This window comes from Cellulomonas sp. Marseille-Q8402 (assembly GCF_965119525.1).
The window spans coordinates 154,316-170,577 of record NZ_CBCPLX010000001.1 but is presented as its reverse complement, the minus strand read 5'-3'; the positions used below and the strand labels follow the sequence as shown (position 1 = coordinate 170,577).

The following is a 16,262-nucleotide window of genomic DNA, read 5'->3' as shown; positions in this document are numbered from 1 at the left end:
GCCGGGCGGCGTCCGGCGTCGCCGGGCGGGCTCAGCGGGTCTGCGACACCCACGCGCGGTGCATCGCGGCGTACACGCCGTCCTGCTCCACGAGGTCCTCGTGCGGGCCGTGCTCGACGACCCGCCCGGCGTCGACGACGACGACCAGGTCGGCGGCCTCCGCGGTGGACAGCCGGTGGGCGATGGTCACCGTGCTGCGCCCGGAGGTCAGCGAGTCGAGCGCGCGCGCGATCCGCACCTCCGTCGCCGGGTCCACCGCGGAGGTGGCCTCGTCGAGGACGAGCAGGTCGGCGTCGGCCAGGTAGGCGCGGGTCAGGGCGACCAGCTGCCGCTCCCCCGCCGACAGCGCCTCGCCGCGCTGGCCGACCTGCGTCGCCAGCCCGGCCGGCAGCTCGGCGAGCCAGTCGGACAGGCCCAGCTCGTCCAGCGCGGCCCGCAGCCGCGGCTCCGCCTCGGCGGGCGACGGGGCGGCCGCACCGGCCTCGGTGCGCAGGCCGTACACCAGGTTGTCGGCCAGCGTGGCGTCGAACAGGAAGCCCTCCTGCGGCACCATGACGACGCGCCGGCGCAGGTCCTCGGGCCGGACGCTGCGCAGGTCGGTGCCGTCCAGCAGCACGGCGCCGTGGGTCGGGTCCATCAGCCGGGTCACCAGCTTGGCGATCGTCGTCTTGCCGGACCCCGTCGCACCGACGACGGCGACCGACCGGCCGGCGGGCAGGTGCAGGTCGACCTGGTGCAGCACCGGCGGCCCCTCGGGGTACGCGAAGCCGACGCCGCGCAGCTCGACGGCGGCGGGCCCGCGGGGCGACGGCACCCCGCGCGGCCCGGGGTCGGCCACCTGCACGGGCGTGTCGATGATGCCCAGCACACGACGCCATCCCGCGACGGCGTTCTGCAGCTCGTTGAGCACCTCGGTCGCCTGCTGCACCGGGCCGGTGAACAGCTGGACGAGGAACAGGAACGCCAGCAGCCGCCCCACGGTGAGGTCGCCGGCGACGCCGAGCGCGGTCCCGGCCACCACCACGACGGCCAGCACCAGGTTGGCCACCAGCACGCCGGAGGAGAACACCACCGACACCGTGTTCTGCGCGGTCACCATCGCGTCGCGGGTGGCACCGATCCGGGCGTCGACGGTGCGCTGCACCCGGCGCTGCACGCCGTAGGCGCGGATGGTCTCGGCACCGACGACGGCCTCGGAGACCGCGCCGAGCATGGCGCCGACCCGCTCCCGCACCCGGGTGTACGCGACGTTCACCCGGCGCTGCAGCGGCCGCAGCGCGAGCACCAGCGGCCCGAAGCAGAGCCAGACCAGGAGGGTCAGCTGCCACGAGTACACGGCCATCAGCACCGTCGCGACCAGCACCTGCAGGATCGAGACGAGCAGCATGATGCCGCCCCACTGCACGAACATCGAGATGGTGTCGACGTCGGAGGTCACCCGCGACACCAGCGACCCGCGGCGCTCCGTGTTCTGCGTCAGCACGGACAGGTCGTGCACGTGCCGGAACGCGCGCACGCGGAGCTGGGCGAGCCCGGCCTCGCTGGCGCGGAACAGCCGCACGTTGACCAGGGCGGAGCACGCACCGCCCGCGACCAGCGCGAGGGCCGCGGCGACCACGAGGGTGAGCACGCGCCGGGTGTCGGGGCCGCCCTCGGCGAGGATGCCGGTGTCCATCACCTGCTGCACCGCCACCGGGACGACGACCTTGCCCGCGGCCGCCAGCGTGGCCAGCAGCAGCGTGACCCCGATGCCCTGCACCAGCTGCGGCGAGACCTGCACCCCGCGGCGCAGCGTCGCGAGCACGCTCCGCTCGGTGCCGCCCAGCCCGGACCGCTGCTCGGCGCTCATCGGGCCGCCTCCTCGTCCAGCTCCAGCTCGGCCAGCTCGGCCTTGCGCGCGGCGCGCCGCTCGGTCTCCTGCTCGTACGCGGTCGCGAGGGCCCGGTACCCGGGGTCGCGGGCCAGCAGCTCGGCGTGGGTGCCCTGGTCGACCACCCGGCCGCCCTCCACGTGCACGACCTCGTCGGCCAGCAGCACCGACGACATCCGGTACGCGACCAGCAGCACGGTGGGCCCGCCGCCGCCCCCGCCGGTCTGCTCGCGCAGGCCGGTGAGGATGCCCTGCTCCACCCGCGGGTCGACGGCGGACGTCGCGTCGTCGAGCACCAGCAGCCGTGGCCGGCGCACCAGCGCGCGGGCGATCGCGAGGCGCTGCCGCTGACCGCCGGACAGGTTGGAGCCCCGCTCGCCGAGCGGGGCGTCCAGCCCGCCGGGCAGGTCCCGCACGACCCCGTCCACGCGGGCGAGCCGGAGCGCGTCCCACACCTCGTCGTCCGACGGCGCGCCGGGGTCGTCCGCGTCGCGCAGCGTGACGTTCCCGCGCACGGTGTCCTCGAAGACGAAGGTCTGCTGGCCGACCAGCACCACCTGGTCCGTGAGGTCGTCCGGGACCAGGTCGCGCACGTCGGTGCCGTCGACCGCGACCGTGCCGGTGCTCGGGTCGGTCAGCCGGGGCACGAGGGACACCAGCGTCGTCTTGCCGGAGCCGGTGGGGCCGACGACCGCCACCACGCGGCCCGGGGCGACGTCCAGGTGCACGTCGCGCAGCAGCGGGACGGGGCCCTCCGGACCGTCGACCTCGACCCCCACCCCGGCCAGGTGCAGCGCGGCACCGCCGTCGCTGCGGACCAGCGGACGGGTGCCGGGGACCAGCTCGCCCTCGGCGTCGACGACCCGGGCGACGCGCTCGTGCCCGACCAGGGCGCGCGGCAGCTCGCCCAGCACCCAGCCGAACGCCCGGACCGGCACGGCCATCAGCGTCAGCAGGTAGGCCGCGGAGACGATGTCCCCGGTGCCGACGGCGCCGGCCTGCACCCGCTGCACGCCGACCAGCAGCACCAGCAGCGTGCCGAGGCTCGGCAGCATGTCGATCACCGGGTCGAAGTACGCACGGACGACGCCGACCCGGACGTTCGCGTCCTGGAGCTCCGTGGCGCGCTCGGCGAACCGGCGCTCCTCCCGCTCCTCCGTGCCCAGCGACTTGACCAGCAGCGCGGCCTCGAAGCTCTCGTGCGCGATGTCGGCGACCTCGGCGCGCAGCTGCTGCGCCCGGGTGGCGGCCGGCGACATCCGGCGCTGGAACACCAGGTTCGCCACCACGGCGGCAGGCAGCACGAGCATCGCCGCCAGCGCGAGCCAGACGTCGGTGCTGAACAGGGCGACCGCCGCCACGGCGATCATCACGACGACGCCGAGCGCGAACGGCAGCGGGTTGAAGACGTTGGTCGCGGCCTCGACGTCGGCCGACGCGTTGGACAGCAGCTGCCCGGTGGGGTGCTGCCGGTGCCAGGTCATCGGGAGCCGCAGGTACTGGCGGGTCACCGCGCGGCGGTGCATCGCCTGCTGGTCGGCCACGCCCATGCCGGCGAAGATCCGGCGGCCCGCGACGGCGGCGGCCAGCGAGACGGCGACCAGCGCGAGCACCCCGCCCGCGAGCCAGATCCGGCCGCGCGCGTCGGCGGAGCCGCCCAGGGCGGGGACGACCACGTCGTCGGTGGCCCAGCCCAGCACCCGGCTGACGGCGACGGTCAGCGCGCCGTAGGCGGCCGACGTGGAGATGGCCAGGACGTACGTGCGCGGCTGGGACGCGATGCCCCGGCCCATCAGCAGCAGGGAGCGCCGCAGCACCGACCCGGTGAGCATCGCCGGACGGGGCGTGGTGGAGCGGGCGGGCACAGCACGGCCTTTCGCGTGGTGGGTGGCGGCGCCGTCGATCCTCTCACGTGGCGGACGCGGCGCGACCTGCCCGTGAGACGCCGAGAGGCCGGCCACCCGAAGGTGGCCGGCCTCGCGGTCGGTGGCGGGGCGCACGGCCCCGCCGGTCGGCTCAGTTGCCGGTGAGCTTCTCGCGCAGCGCGGCGAGCGCCTCGTCCGACGCCAGCGTGCCGGTCGCCTCCTGGGCCGGGGCCGAGGAGTAGGAGGAGCTGGACGACGACGCGGTCGAGCTCGAGGAGCTCGACGACGAGGACGACGACGCGCCCTCGCCGTTCGCGGCCTCCGCGTCGGCCTGGACGGCGTCCAGGACCTGCTTGCGGTGGGCCTCCCAGCGCTCGTGCGCCTTGGCGTACTGGCCCTCCCAGGCCTCGCGCTGGGTCTCGTAGCCCTCGAGCCACTCGTTGGTGGTCGGGTCGAAGCCCTCGGGGTACTTGTAGTTCCCCTCCTCGTCGTACTCGGCCGCCATGCCGTACAGCGCGGGGTCGAAGTCCTCGGAGGTCGGGTCGAAGCCCTCGTTCGCCTGCTTCAGCGAGAGCGAGATGCGGCGACGCTCGAGGTCGATGTCGATGACCTTGACGAAGACGTCGTCGCCCACCTGGACGACCTGCTCCGGGATCTCGACGTGGCGCACGGCCAGCTCCGAGATGTGCACCAGGCCCTCGATGCCGTCCTCGACGCGCACGAACGCACCGAACGGGACGAGCTTGGTGACCTTGCCGGGGACGACCTGGCCGATGGCGTGCGTCCGGGCGAAGGCCTGCCACGGGTCCTCCTGCGTCGCCTTCAGCGACAGGGAGACGCGCTCGCGGTCGAAGTCGACGTCGAGGACCTCGACGGTGACCTCCTGGCCGACCTCGACGACCTCGGACGGGTGGTCGATGTGCTTCCAGGACAGCTCGGAGACGTGCACGAGGCCGTCCACGCCGCCCAGGTCGACGAACGCACCGAAGTTGACGATCGAGGACACGACACCGGGGCGCACCTGGCCCTTCTGCAGGGTCTGCAGGAAGGTGGAGCGGACCTCGGACTGCGTCTGCTCGAGCCAGGCACGGCGCGACAGGACCACGTTGTTGCGGTTCTTGTCGAGCTCGATGATCTTGGCCTCGATCTCCTTGCCGACGTACGGCTGGAGGTCGCGGACACGACGCATCTCCACGAGGGAGGCCGGGAGGAAGCCACGGAGGCCGATGTCGAGGATGAGGCCACCCTTGACCACCTCGATGACGGTGCCGGTGACGACGCCGTCCTCCTCCTTGATCTTCTCGATCGTGCCCCAGGCGCGCTCGTACTGCGCACGCTTCTTGGACAGGATCAGACGACCCTCCTTGTCCTCCTTCTGGAGGACGAGGGCCTCGACCTCGTCACCGACCTTGACGACCTCGCCCGGGTCCACGTCGTGCTTGATGGACAGCTCGCGGGACGGGATGACGCCCTCGGTCTTGTAACCGATGTCGAGCAGGACCTCGTCGCGGTCGACCTTGACGATGGTGCCCTCGACGATGTCGCCGTCGTTGAAGTACTTGATCGTGGCGTCGACGGCGGCGAGGAAGTCCTCGGCCGTGCCGATGTCGTTGACCGCGACCTGCGGGGTGCCGGGCTTGGCGGGGGTGGAGATGCTCATGTAGGGATGGGCTCCGTTGCGGACATGGATGAGTGGGGACAAGGGGTTCGGGCGACACGTCAGATGACACGCCACACCGCCGAATACCTTACCGGCCCCGACGACAGCGGGTCAAAGGCGTCACGCGAGGGCGCGCGCCACCTGCAGGAGCCCGGCGGGGACCTTCTTCACCTTGCCCGCGATCTCCGGCAGCGGGACCAGCACGACCTCCTCGCCGCGCAGCGCCGTCATCACGTCGGTCTCCCCCCGGCTGATGGCGTCGATCGCCGCGACGCCGAACCGGCTGCCGAGGATCCGGTCCGCGGGGACCGGGCTGCCGCCGCGCTGCACGTGCCCGAGCACGGTCACGCGGGTGTCGAACCCGGTGCGCGACTCGATCTCCGCCTTGACCCGCTCGCTGATCGCGCCGGCGACGATCTCCCCGAACTGGCCGACCGGCGCCTCGTAGGACATCGACGTGCCCTCGGCGGGCACGGCGCCCTCCGCCACGACCACGATCGAGAAGTTCGCGTGCGCGCGGTGCCGGTGCTTGAGGAACTTGACGATCTTGTCCATGTCGAACGGCTCCTCGGGCGCCAGGACGACCTCAGCGCCGCCCGCGATGCCCGCGGTCACCGCGATCCAGCCGGCGCTCCGGCCCATGACCTCGACGATCATCACGCGGTTGTGGGACTCGGCCGTCGTGTGCACCCGGTCGATCGCCTCGGTCGCGATCTCCACCGCGGTGTCGAAGCCGATGGACCGGTCGGTGCCCCAGACGTCGTTGTCGATGGTCTTCGGGATCGCGACGATCTTCACGCCGGCCTCCGCGACCTTGGACGCCGCGTGCAGCGTGCCGTCGCCGCCGATGCAGATCAGCGCCTCGATCCGCTCCGCCTCGAGCGTGGCGAGCACCGCGTCCATGCCGCCGTTCGCGGCGTGCGGGTGGAACCGCGCCGTGCCCAGGAGCGTGCCCCCCACCGGCAGCACGTTGCGGATGTGGCTCCGCGTCAGCGGCACGATGTCGCCGTCCACCACGCCGCGCCAGCCGTTGCGGAACCCGATGATCGAGTGGCCGTACTCCCCCTCGCCGCGCTTGACCACGGCCCGGATCGCCGCGTTCAGCCCGGGGACGTCGCCTCCGCCGGTGAGCAGTCCGACTCGCACGCTGGGGTCTCCTTCGCAGGTGGGGGGCGCCGCAGCGGCGTCGCGCGGCGTGACCAGGCTATCCGGGTCGCGCAGGCGCCGGTGAGCCGGAGGTCCCGGGCGGCTACCGTCGTGCGGGTGACATCCGACGACAGCGACCGGCTCGCCGCCGCCGGCTACCTCGACGTCCCGGCCGCCGCGACCGAGGGCGCCGGGCGGCGCTGGTGGGACGCGAACGCCCGCGAGTACCTCGACGAGCACGGAGCGTTCCTCGGCGACGACGACTTCCTCTGGTGCCCGGAGGGGCTGCGCGAGTCCGAGGCCCGGTTGCTGGGCGAGGTCGCCGGCCGCCGGGTGCTCGAGGTCGGTGCCGGGGCGGCGCAGTGCTCGCGCTGGCTGCAGGCACGGGGTGCCGACGTGGTGGCGACCGACGTGTCGGCCGGCATGCTCGCGGCCGCCGCGGCGGTCGACCGCGCGGCACCGGACGGCGGGCCCGTCGCGGGCCGAGCGCCGGCGGTGCCGCTGGTGCAGGCCGACGCCCGCGCGCTGCCGTTCCCGGACGCCTCGTTCGACGTCGTGTTCACCGCCTACGGGGCGATCCCGTTCGTGCCCGACGCCGGGCGGGTGCACGCCGAGGCCGCGCGCGTGCTGCGACCGGGCGGGCGCTGGGTCTGCTCCGTGACGCACCCCGTGCGCTGGGCGTTCCCCGACGATCCCGGGGAGCGCGGGCTGACCGCCGACCGGTCCTACTTCGACCGGCGGCCCTACGTCGAGACCGACGACCGGGGGCGGGTGCTGTACGCCGAGTACCACCGCACGATGGGTGACCACGTCGCGGACCTGGTCGGCGCCGGCCTGGTGCTGGACCGCGTGGTCGAGCCCGCGTGGCCCGCCGACAACGACCGCACCTGGGGCGGCTGGAGCCCCCTGCGCGGCCGGCACCTCCCGGGCACCGCGATCTTCGTCGCCCACCGCCCGGCGTAGCGAGGGAGAACCCGGCGAGGTCGGGTGCACCCCGGCGAGGTCACCAGACCCGGTCGAGGTCGTCACTCGTGCACGAGGTCGTCAGTCCTGCGGGACGACCTCGTGCGCGTGTGACGACCTCGCCGGGGGCGGGCCCGAGCGGGCGGGCCCGGGCTCGGGTCAGTGGCCCGCGGCGTGCCAGCTCTCGCCCACGCCGACCGAGACGTCGAGCGGCACGTCCAGGGCGTAGGCGGCGCCCATCTGCTCGCGCACCAGCGCCTCCACCTGGTCCCGCTCCCCGGGTGCGACCTCGAGCACGAGCTCGTCGTGCACCTGGAGCAGCAGCCGGCTCCCGAGGCCCTGGACGTCGAGCTCGCGCTGCACGCCGAGCATCGCGAGCTTGATGATGTCGGCGGCGGAGCCCTGGATCGGGGCGTTGAGCGCCATCCGCTCCGCGGCCTCCCGCCGGACCCGGTTGTCGCTGGTGAGGTCGGGCAGGTAGCGGCGCCGGCCGAGGATGGTCGCGGTGTACCCGGTGGCGCGGGCCTCGTCCGCGACGCCGGTGAGGTAGTCGCGCACCCCGCCGAACCGGTGGAAGTAGTCCTGCATCAACGTCGCTGCCTCGGCCACGTCGATCTTCAGCTGCTGCGACAGGCCGTAGGACGACAGCCCGTACGCGAGGCCGTACGACATCGCCTTGATCTTGGACCGCTGGGCGCTGGTGACCTGGTCGGTCGGCACGCCGAACACCCGGGACCCGACGTACGAGTGCAGGTCCTCCCCCGCGGTGAACGCCTCGATGAGCCCGGCGTCGCCGGACAGGTGCGCCATGATCCGCATCTCGATCTGCGAGTAGTCGGCGGTCAGCAGCGTCTCGTACCCGGCGCCCACCACGAACGCGCGGCGGATCTGCCGGCCGGCCTCGGTGCGGATCGGGATGTTCTGCAGGTTCGGGTCGGTCGAGGAGAGCCGCCCGGTCGCGGCGATGGTCTGCTGGAAGGTGGTGTGGATGCGGCCGTCGGGGGCGACGGAGCGCAGCAGCCCCTCCACGGTCTGCCGCAGCCGGATGGCGTCACGGTGCGCGAGCAGGTGCTCCAGGAAGGGGTGCCCGGTGCGGGCGAACAGGTCGGCCAGCGCGTTCGCGTCGGTGGTGTAGCCGGTCTTGGTCTTCTTGGTCTTCGGCATGTCGAGCTGGTCGAAGAGCACCTCCTGCAGCTGCTTGGGCGACCCGAGGTTCACCTCCCGCCCGATCGCGTCGTAGGCCTCCCCCGCGGCGCGCTGCACGGCGCTGTCGTACTCCTTCTCGAGCGCCGAGAGGTAGCCCGCGTCCGCGGCGATGCCGACGTGCTCGACGCGCTCCAGCACGCCCTCGAGCGGCAGCTCGACGTCCCGCAGGAGGTGGTCGGCGCCGCGCTCGGCGAGCTGCTCGCCCAGGACGTCGACCAGGTCCAGCACGGCTGCCGCGCGGACGGCACCGCGCGCGCCCTCCTGCGGGCCCTCGAGGTCGAGGTCCAGCGCGCCCTGCCCGCCCTCGTCGGCGACGGCGCCGAGCTCGCGGCGCAGGTACCCGATGGCGAGGTCGGAGAGGTCGTAGCCCCGACGGTCGGGCTGCAGCAGGTAGGCGCCCAGCTCGGTGTCGAACTCCACCCCGGCGAGCGTCAGGCCGCGGCCGGTGAGCGCGTGCCAGGCCTCCTTCGCGGCGTGCAGCACCTTGGGCTGGGCGGGGTCGGCGAGCCAGGCGGCCAGCGCCTGCTCGTCCGCCGGCGCGATCTGGCCGAGGTCGTAGGCGACGGCCTCGTCCCCGACGACCAGCGCGATCCCCCACGCGTCCCCGCCGGCGGGCGAGGCGGACCCCTGCACGTCCACGCCGGTGCGCGCGCCCGCGTGCCGCTCGAGCCACGCAGCCAGGCCGCCGTCGACCGGGGTCACCAGCGCGGGGCCCTCGGACGGCCCCGCGACGTCCGCCGGGCCCCCGTCCTCGGACGGCAGCATCGCGAACAACCGGTCCCGCAGGGTGCGGAACTCGAGCTCGTCGAGGATGGTGTGCAGCGCCTCGCGGTCCCAGGGCCGCGCCGCCAGGTCCTCCGGGCCGAGCGGGAGGTCGAGGTCGTCCAGCAGGCGGTTGAGCTGCCGGTTCAGCAGCACCTGGTCGAGGTTCGCCCGCAGCGACTCCCCCGCCTTGCCGGTGATCTTGTCGACGTTCGCGACGACGCCCTGCAGGCCGTCGTAGGTGCTGATCCACTTCGCGGCCGTCTTCGGACCCACCCCCGGGACGCCGGGGAGGTTGTCGGACGACTCGCCCACGAGCGCCGCGATGTCGGGGTAGCGCGCCGGCGGGACGGCGTACTTGGCCTCGACCGCCTCGGGCGTCATCCGCGCCAGCTCGGACACGCCCTTGACCGGGTACAGCACGGTGACGCGGTCGGTGACGAGCTGCAGCGAGTCCCGGTCGCCGGAGCAGACGAGGACGTCGAGGCCCTCGGCCGCCCCCTGGCGCGCCAGCGTCGCGAGGATGTCGTCGGCCTCGAACCCCGGCTTGTCGAGCGTCGGGATGTGCATCGTCGCGAGGACCTGCTTGATGACCTCGACCTGACCGCGGAACGGCTCCGGCGAGGCCGAGCGGTTCGCCTTGTACTCCTCGTACTGCTCCGTGCGGAACGTGGTGCGGCCGGCGTCGAAGGCGACGGCGACGTGCGTCGGCTCCTCGTCGCGGAGCAGGTTGGCGAGCATCGACACGAAGCCGAACACCGCGTTGGTCGGCTGGCCCGTCGAGGTGGCGAACTTGTCCACCGGGAGCGCGAAGAAGGCGCGGTAGGCCATCGAGTGCCCGTCCACCAGGAGGAGCCGTCCGGAGTGGCCGTCGGGCAGGGTTCGCGTCGCGTCAGTCACGGGTGCCAACCTAGCGGGCATGACCGACACCGACGCGCCCGGCGCGACCCCCGACGACCCGTCCGCGCACCCCCTGCCGCTCGGCACCCGGGTGCCCCCGGGGACGCTCATGGAGCGCATGGGCATCGAGATCCTGGAGGTCGGCCCGGACCGCGCCGTCGGCACCATGCCGGTGGCCGGCAACGTCCAGCCCTACGGCCTCCTGCACGGCGGCGCGTCGGCCGTGCTCGCCGAGACCCTGGGCTCCTACGCGGCGAACGCGCACGCCGGCCCGGGGCGGCAGGCGGTCGGCATCGAGCTGAGCTGCACCCACCACCGGTCGGCCACCGGCGGCGTCGTCACCGGCACCGCGACCGCCGTGCACCTCGGCGGGAAGGTCGCGACCTACGACGTGGTGGTCGAGGACCCGCGCGGCCGGCGGCTGTGCTCCGCGCGGCTGACCTGCATGCTGATCGACGCGCGACCGGCCTGAGCGGCCTCCGTGCCCGAGACGCCCGAGACGCCCGAGACGCCCGAGACGCCCGGCGTCCCGGGCACGGCCCGCGCCGCGCGGGCGCGCCGGCGACGGGCGATCAGGTCGTCCAGCCCGATGGCGCCCACCCGCCCGGAGCGGCGGCCCGCGCTCTGCTGCGCCGGGGCGTCGGCGACGAGCCGGCGCTGGAGCGCCTCCGTGCTCACCACGCGGTGCGCCGCCGCGGGGGCGAACCCGAGCCGGGCGAGGAACCGGAGCATGCCGCGCGCGCCGGGCAGCGGGACGGCGAGCACGTCGGTCGCGCCGACCCGCCGCGCCTCCTCCACCACCCCGCCGAGCAGGGCGTGCCCCACACCGCGCCGGCGGGCGCCCTCCGCGACGTAGACGACCTCGATGGACACCGTGACGTCCTCGGTGAAGATGCTGGGTCCCACGATCCGCGCGAGCACGAGGCCGCACACCTCGTCGTCCAGCAGCCCGACCAGCCCGCAGGCGCCCGGTTCACCGACCAGCGCGCCGATCTGGTGCCGCAGGCGGTCCGCGTCGTCGGTGCAGAGCTGGGAGCCGACCTGCGACTCGGCCCGCGCCGCGAGGCTCAGCGAGACGAGGACGTCGAGGTCCTCGGGGCGGGCGGGTCGGACGGCCACGGGCGTGCGCACGGTTCGACGACCTCCTGGACTACCTCGGACGGCGTGGCGACATCGGTGTCGTCACGAGCCTGCTGCGCCCCCCGCGGCATCGACCGATCATGGCGCACCACCTGCGCTCCTGCCTAGTCGCCCGCGAACCGCTTCGCCCCGCCCCGCGACGCAGGAGCAGGTCACAGCCGCGCGTTGTGGGGCTTCTCACTCCTCCGGGTGAATCTCTGCTCCGTTCGGGGAGCGGTGCGGCGTGTGGGCGGCCGCCACGCGCGAGATGCCGCAGGCTGCACGCCACGCGATCGCCGCGAACACGCCCGTAATCGCCCGGACACAAACGCTCCATACCTTTGCGCCAACTCGCGGCAGCACCGACGCTGATCCACCGCGGGCCCGCAGCCGACGGTCGACCAGGGGGTCGGCCACGACCGGACGGAGGACCAGGTGCGCCGAGCCGCTACCAGGGACCGTTCCACCGCCGGGGCGATCTCCGCCCTCGGCGTGCTCCTCCTCGCACTCCTCTTCACCGTCGCCGTACCCGGCACGGCCCGCGCGGTACCCACGGTGCCGACGGCCGCGGCCGGGTGCGTCGCCGACGCCGCCACGGGATGCATCAACGGCACGATCCGCACGTCCGAGCAGCAGCCCGCTGTCGGCGTGGTCCTCGACGTCGAGGGCCCGGGCGGCACCGTCCAGGCCACCACCGACGCCGAGGGCCGCTGGACGGCTGCCGTCACCGAGGCCGGCGAGTACACCGTCACGCTGGACACCGCGACGCTGCCCGCGGGCGAGACCCTGCGGGACCCCGCGGGCAACCCGCGGACCGTGACCGTCGCGCTCGGCGCCTCCGCGGGCGCGCTCTTCCCGCTCGGCGCGCCGGCCGGGGGCTCCGGCGGGTCCGACGACGGGTCGACCGCCGAGCCGGACCCGGGCAGCACCGCCCCGGCGTCCGACGGCGAGGTCGGCGCGCCCGTCGGCAGCTCGGACAGCGGCGGGTTCTCCTGGGGCCGCCTGGCCCAGCAGGCGACCAGCGGCCTGGTCTTCGGCGTGCTGCTCGCGCTGGCCGCGGTCGGCCTCTCCCTGATCTACGGCACGACCGGCCTGTCGAACTTCGCGCACGGCGAGCAGGTCACGCTCGGCGCGATCGTCGCCTACGTGGCCGTGCAGTCCTGGGACCTGCCGCTGATCGCGGCCGGGGTGATCGCCGTCGCCGTGGGCGCGGCGTCCGGGTGGCTGCAGGACGCCGGCATCTGGAACCCGCTGCGCAAGCGCCGCGTCGGCACGACGCAGCAGATGATCGTCACGATCGGTCTGTCGATGGCGCTCCAGTACACGTTCCAGTTCTTCTTCGGCGGCGGCGCGCTGCGCATCGTCACGGAGAACCCGACCATGGTCACGCTCGGGCCGGTCCGGATCAGCACCACCTCGCTGTGGTCGCTCGTGATCGCCTCGGCCGTGCTGGGCGGCGTCGCGTACTTCCTGCTGCGCACGCGTGTCGGCCGCGCCACCCGGGCCGTGTCGGACAACCCGGCGCTCGCCGCTGCGTCCGGCATCACCGTCAGCCGGATCGTCCGGATCGTCTGGGTGCTCGGGGCGGCGCTGGCGGCGCTGTGCGGCGTCCTCATGGGCCTGTACCTGAACGCCACGTCCTGGAACATGGGCGGCGCGCTGCTGCTGCTGATGTTCGCCGCCGTCACGCTCGGTGGCCTCGGCCAGGCGTTCGGCGCGCTCGCCGGCTCGATCGTCATCGGCCTGGTCGTCGAGATGTCGAACCTCGTCATCCCGAGCGACATGCGCTACGCCGGCGCCCTGCTCATCCTCATCCTGGTCCTGCTGCTGCGGCCCCAGGGCATCCTCGGTCGCGCCGAGCGGATCGGTTAAGGAGTCGTCATGGAGTGGTCCCGCATCCTCGTCAACGTGGCGGGCGAGATCTTCGCCCCGACGACCGCCGCGTACGCCCTGGCCGCCATCGGCCTCAACGTGCACTTCGGCCTCACCGGCCTGCTGAACATGGGTCAGGCCGGGTTCATGCTGCTCGGCGCGTACGGCTTCGCCATCTCCACCATCGCCGGCTGGCCCCTGTGGGCCGCGGTGCTGGTCGCGATCGCGTGCGCCGCCGTGTTCGGCCTGCTGCTCGGCATCCCGACCCTCAAGCTGCGCGGCGACTACCTGGCGATCGTCACGATCGCCGCCGCCGAGATCGTCCGCCTGATCGGGCGGTCCACCGCGCTCACCGACCTCACCGGCGCCTCCTCGGGCCTGCGGGGCAACTCGTACAAGGACACGTTCCAGGACGCGTCTCCCCTGCCCGACGGGAACTTCGCGCTCGGGCCGTTCGAGTACGCGATGAACGCCTCCAACTCGTGGTGGGTGCGCATCGTCGGCTGGGCCGTCGTGGCCCTCGCCTGCCTCCTCGTGTGGCTGCTCATGCGCAGCCCGTGGGGACGCGTCCTCAAGGGCATCCGCGAGGACGAGGACGCCGTGCGCTCGCTCGGCAAGAACGTCTACTCGTACAAGATGCAGTCGCTCGTCCTGGGCGGCGTGATCGGCGCCGTGGCGGGCATCATCTACGTCCTGCCCCGCGCGGTGCAGCCCGACTCCATGGGCCGGCCCATGACGTTCTTCGTCTGGACGATCCTGCTGCTCGGCGGCGCCGCGACCGTGTTCGGCCCGGTGCTCGGGTCGATCATCTTCTGGGTGTCGCTCATGCTCATCAAGTCGGTCATGCGCGTGGGCGTCCCCGAGTCGATCATGCGCACCGAGCAGATCGAGCAGTTCGGCTGGATCATCGTCGGCGTCACGCTGATGCTGCTGGTGATCTTCAGACCGCAAGGCATCCTCGGCGACAAGAAGGAGCTGGCGATCGATGTCCGCTGAGTCCCCGAGGGGCCACGTCCCCGCGCACGTCCCGCACGCGACCACGGCCACCGGCCGCGACCGCGTCGTCGCGGACCTGGCGCACGTCGCGCACACGCCCGGCGTGCCCAAGCCCGACGCCATCGTCGTCGCCGACCAGGTCACCCGGCACTTCGGCGGCATGACCGCCGTCGACGTCGGGCACCTGGAGGTGCAGCGCGGCGCCATCACCGCGCTGATCGGCCCGAACGGTGCCGGCAAGACGACGCTGTTCAACCTGCTGACGGGCTTCGACAAGCCGAGCACCGGCACCTGGTCCTTCGAGGGCCGGTCGCTCTCCGGCGTGTCCGCCGCGAAGGTCGCCCGGTCCGGCATGGTCCGGACGTTCCAGCTCACCAAGGCGCTGTCGCGCATGACGGTGATCGAGAACATGAAGCTGGGGGCCACGAGGCAGTCCGGCGAGAACCTGTTCACCGCCCTCGTCCCGCCGCTGTGGAAGGCGCGGGAGCGGGAGATCACCGAGCAGGCCGAGGAGCTCCTCGCCCGGTTCAAGCTCGACGCCAAGCGCGACGACTACGCCGGATCCTTGTCCGGCGGCCAGCGCAAGCTGCTGGAGATGGCCCGCGCGCTGATGAGCAACCCGACCATGGTCATGCTCGACGAGCCGATGGCCGGCGTGAACCCCGCGCTGACCCAGTCGCTGCTCGGGCACATCCAGGCGCTGCGCGAGGACGGCACCACAGTGCTGTTCGTCGAGCACGACATGCACATGGTCCGGCACATCTCGGACTGGGTCGTCGTGATGGCCGAGGGCAAGATCGTGGCCGAGGGTCCGCCGGAGGACGTGATGGCCGACCAGGCCGTCATCGACGCGTACCTCGGCGCGCACCACGACACCGACCTGGGCGACGACGCGCTGCTGGACGACGGCAGCATCGAGCAGCTCGAGGCCGAGGAGCAGGCCAACCAGGCGGCCGCCGCCGCCGCCAACCAGGAGGGCACCCGATGAGCAGCACCGCCGTGCAGGGGTCCGACCCCTCGACCGTCCACCGCGGCGCACCCGTCGGGGAGCCGCTGCTCGCGGCGACCGACCTGGTGGCCGGCTACGTCCCGGGCGTGAACATCCTCAACGACTGCAACCTGGTCGTGCACCCCGGCGAGCTCGTCGGCATCATCGGGCCGAACGGCGCCGGGAAGTCCACGCTGCTCAAGGCGCTGTTCGGGCTCGTGAACATCCGGTCCGGGTCGGTCGTGCTGAAGGGCGAGGACATCACCAACCACCGGGCCGACTCGCTGGTCCGCCGCGGGGTCGGCTTCGTCCCGCAGACCAACAACGTGTTCCCGTCCCTGTCCATCCAGGAGAACCTGGAGATGGGGCTGTTCCAGGCGCCCAGGCGGTTCGCGGAGCGGTTCGACTTCATCGTCGACCTGTTCCCGGTGCTCGGCGAGCGGCGCAAGCAGCGGGCGGGGTCCCTGTCCGGCGGCGAGCGGCAGATGGTCGCCATGGCGCGGGCGCTCATGATGGACCCGTCGGTGCTGCTGCTCGACGAGCCGTCGGCGGGCCTGTCCCCCGTCCGCCAGGACGAGACGTTCCTGCGGACCCGGAAGATCAACAAGGCCGGGGTGTCGGTCGTCATCGTCGAGCAGAACGCCCGGCGCTGCCTGCAGATCTGCGACCGCGCGTACGTGCTGGACCAGGGGTCGAACGCGTACTCCGGCCCCGGCCGCGAGCTGATGCACGACCCGAAGGTGATCGAGCTCTACCTCGGCACCCTGGCCACCGACGTCGAGTCGGCCACCAAGCCGACCCCCCCGGAGGCACCCCCCGTCGTCTGACGGCCGCGAGGTCGAGGGGTTGCCGCGAGGTCGAGGGGTTCCGGCCGGTCCAGGCCGGCAACCCCTCGACCTCGCCGTGCGTCATCGC

At 73.4% G+C, this 16,262-nt stretch carries 12 protein-coding genes; 6 read left to right on the top strand and 6 right to left on the bottom strand.

All coding sequences use genetic code 11. The features are described 5' to 3' along the window. Positions 1-31: 31 nt before the first annotated feature. The 4 genes from ACWPWW_RS00770 to ACWPWW_RS00755 form a co-directional block, all read right to left on the bottom strand. A complete protein-coding gene (locus ACWPWW_RS00770; protein WP_454048444.1) occupies positions 32-1,849 on the bottom strand; it encodes an ABC transporter ATP-binding protein in 1,818 nt (605 codons plus the stop codon). Further along, positions 1,846-3,702 carry an ABC transporter ATP-binding protein gene (locus tag ACWPWW_RS00765; protein WP_454050369.1) on the bottom strand — a complete coding sequence of 619 codons (1,857 nt, stop codon included), beginning with the start codon at positions 3,700-3,702 and terminating at the stop codon, positions 1,846-1,848. The genes ACWPWW_RS00770 and ACWPWW_RS00765 overlap by 4 nt, the downstream gene beginning before the upstream one ends. A gap of 184 nt (positions 3,703-3,886) precedes the next feature. After that, positions 3,887-5,395, bottom strand: coding sequence for a 30S ribosomal protein S1 (rpsA, locus tag ACWPWW_RS00760; RefSeq protein ID WP_454048443.1), 1,509 nt, complete (start codon positions 5,393-5,395; stop codon positions 3,887-3,889). Positions 5,396-5,515: 120 nt separating this feature from the next. After that, positions 5,516-6,541: a 6-phosphofructokinase gene (locus tag ACWPWW_RS00755; protein WP_454048442.1), complete on the bottom strand. Its 1,026-nt coding sequence runs from the start codon at positions 6,539-6,541 to the stop codon at positions 5,516-5,518. Between the two features lie 117 nt (positions 6,542-6,658). Here ACWPWW_RS00755 and ACWPWW_RS00750 point away from each other — a divergent pair, with 117 nt between their 5' ends. Continuing rightward, entirely contained in the window at positions 6,659-7,504 is an 846-nt protein-coding gene (locus ACWPWW_RS00750; RefSeq protein ID WP_454048441.1) for a class I SAM-dependent methyltransferase, read from the top strand. A gap of 159 nt (positions 7,505-7,663) precedes the next feature. On the opposite strand, the gene polA is transcribed toward ACWPWW_RS00750, so the two are convergent. Continuing rightward, positions 7,664-10,393, bottom strand: a complete 2,730-nt coding sequence (polA, locus tag ACWPWW_RS00745; protein ID WP_454048440.1) for a DNA polymerase I — start codon at positions 10,391-10,393, stop codon at positions 7,664-7,666. Between polA and ACWPWW_RS00740 the strand changes: the two genes are divergently transcribed. Beyond that, complete coding sequence (locus ACWPWW_RS00740; RefSeq protein ID WP_454048439.1) at positions 10,392-10,844, top strand: PaaI family thioesterase; 453 nt, start codon at positions 10,392-10,394, stop codon at positions 10,842-10,844. The two genes, polA and ACWPWW_RS00740, sit on opposite strands and share 2 nt — an antisense overlap. On the opposite strand, the gene ACWPWW_RS00735 is transcribed toward ACWPWW_RS00740, so the two are convergent. Then, positions 10,757-11,503, bottom strand: a complete 747-nt coding sequence (locus ACWPWW_RS00735; protein WP_454048438.1) for an N-acetyltransferase family protein — start codon at positions 11,501-11,503, stop codon at positions 10,757-10,759. The genes ACWPWW_RS00740 and ACWPWW_RS00735 overlap by 88 nt on opposite strands. Before the next feature lie 480 nt (positions 11,504-11,983). On the opposite strand from ACWPWW_RS00735, the gene ACWPWW_RS00730 reads away from it, so the two are divergent. The 4 genes from ACWPWW_RS00730 to ACWPWW_RS00715 are packed head-to-tail and all read left to right on the top strand — an operon-like array spanning position 11,984 to position 16,174. After that, positions 11,984-13,363 (top strand): branched-chain amino acid ABC transporter permease, encoded by a 1,380-nt coding sequence (locus ACWPWW_RS00730; RefSeq protein WP_454048437.1) that lies wholly within the window; start codon positions 11,984-11,986, stop codon positions 13,361-13,363. A gap of 9 nt (positions 13,364-13,372) precedes the next feature. Then, positions 13,373-14,359, top strand: a complete 987-nt coding sequence (locus ACWPWW_RS00725; protein ID WP_454048436.1) for a branched-chain amino acid ABC transporter permease — start codon at positions 13,373-13,375, stop codon at positions 14,357-14,359. Continuing rightward, positions 14,349-15,347 carry an ABC transporter ATP-binding protein gene (locus ACWPWW_RS00720; protein WP_454048435.1) on the top strand — a complete coding sequence of 333 codons (999 nt, stop codon included), beginning with the start codon at positions 14,349-14,351 and terminating at the stop codon, positions 15,345-15,347. The genes ACWPWW_RS00725 and ACWPWW_RS00720 overlap by 11 nt, the downstream gene beginning before the upstream one ends. Next, complete coding sequence (locus tag ACWPWW_RS00715; protein WP_454048434.1) at positions 15,344-16,174, top strand: ABC transporter ATP-binding protein; 831 nt, start codon at positions 15,344-15,346, stop codon at positions 16,172-16,174. The genes ACWPWW_RS00720 and ACWPWW_RS00715 overlap by 4 nt, the downstream gene beginning before the upstream one ends. Positions 16,175-16,262 lie beyond the last annotated feature (88 nt).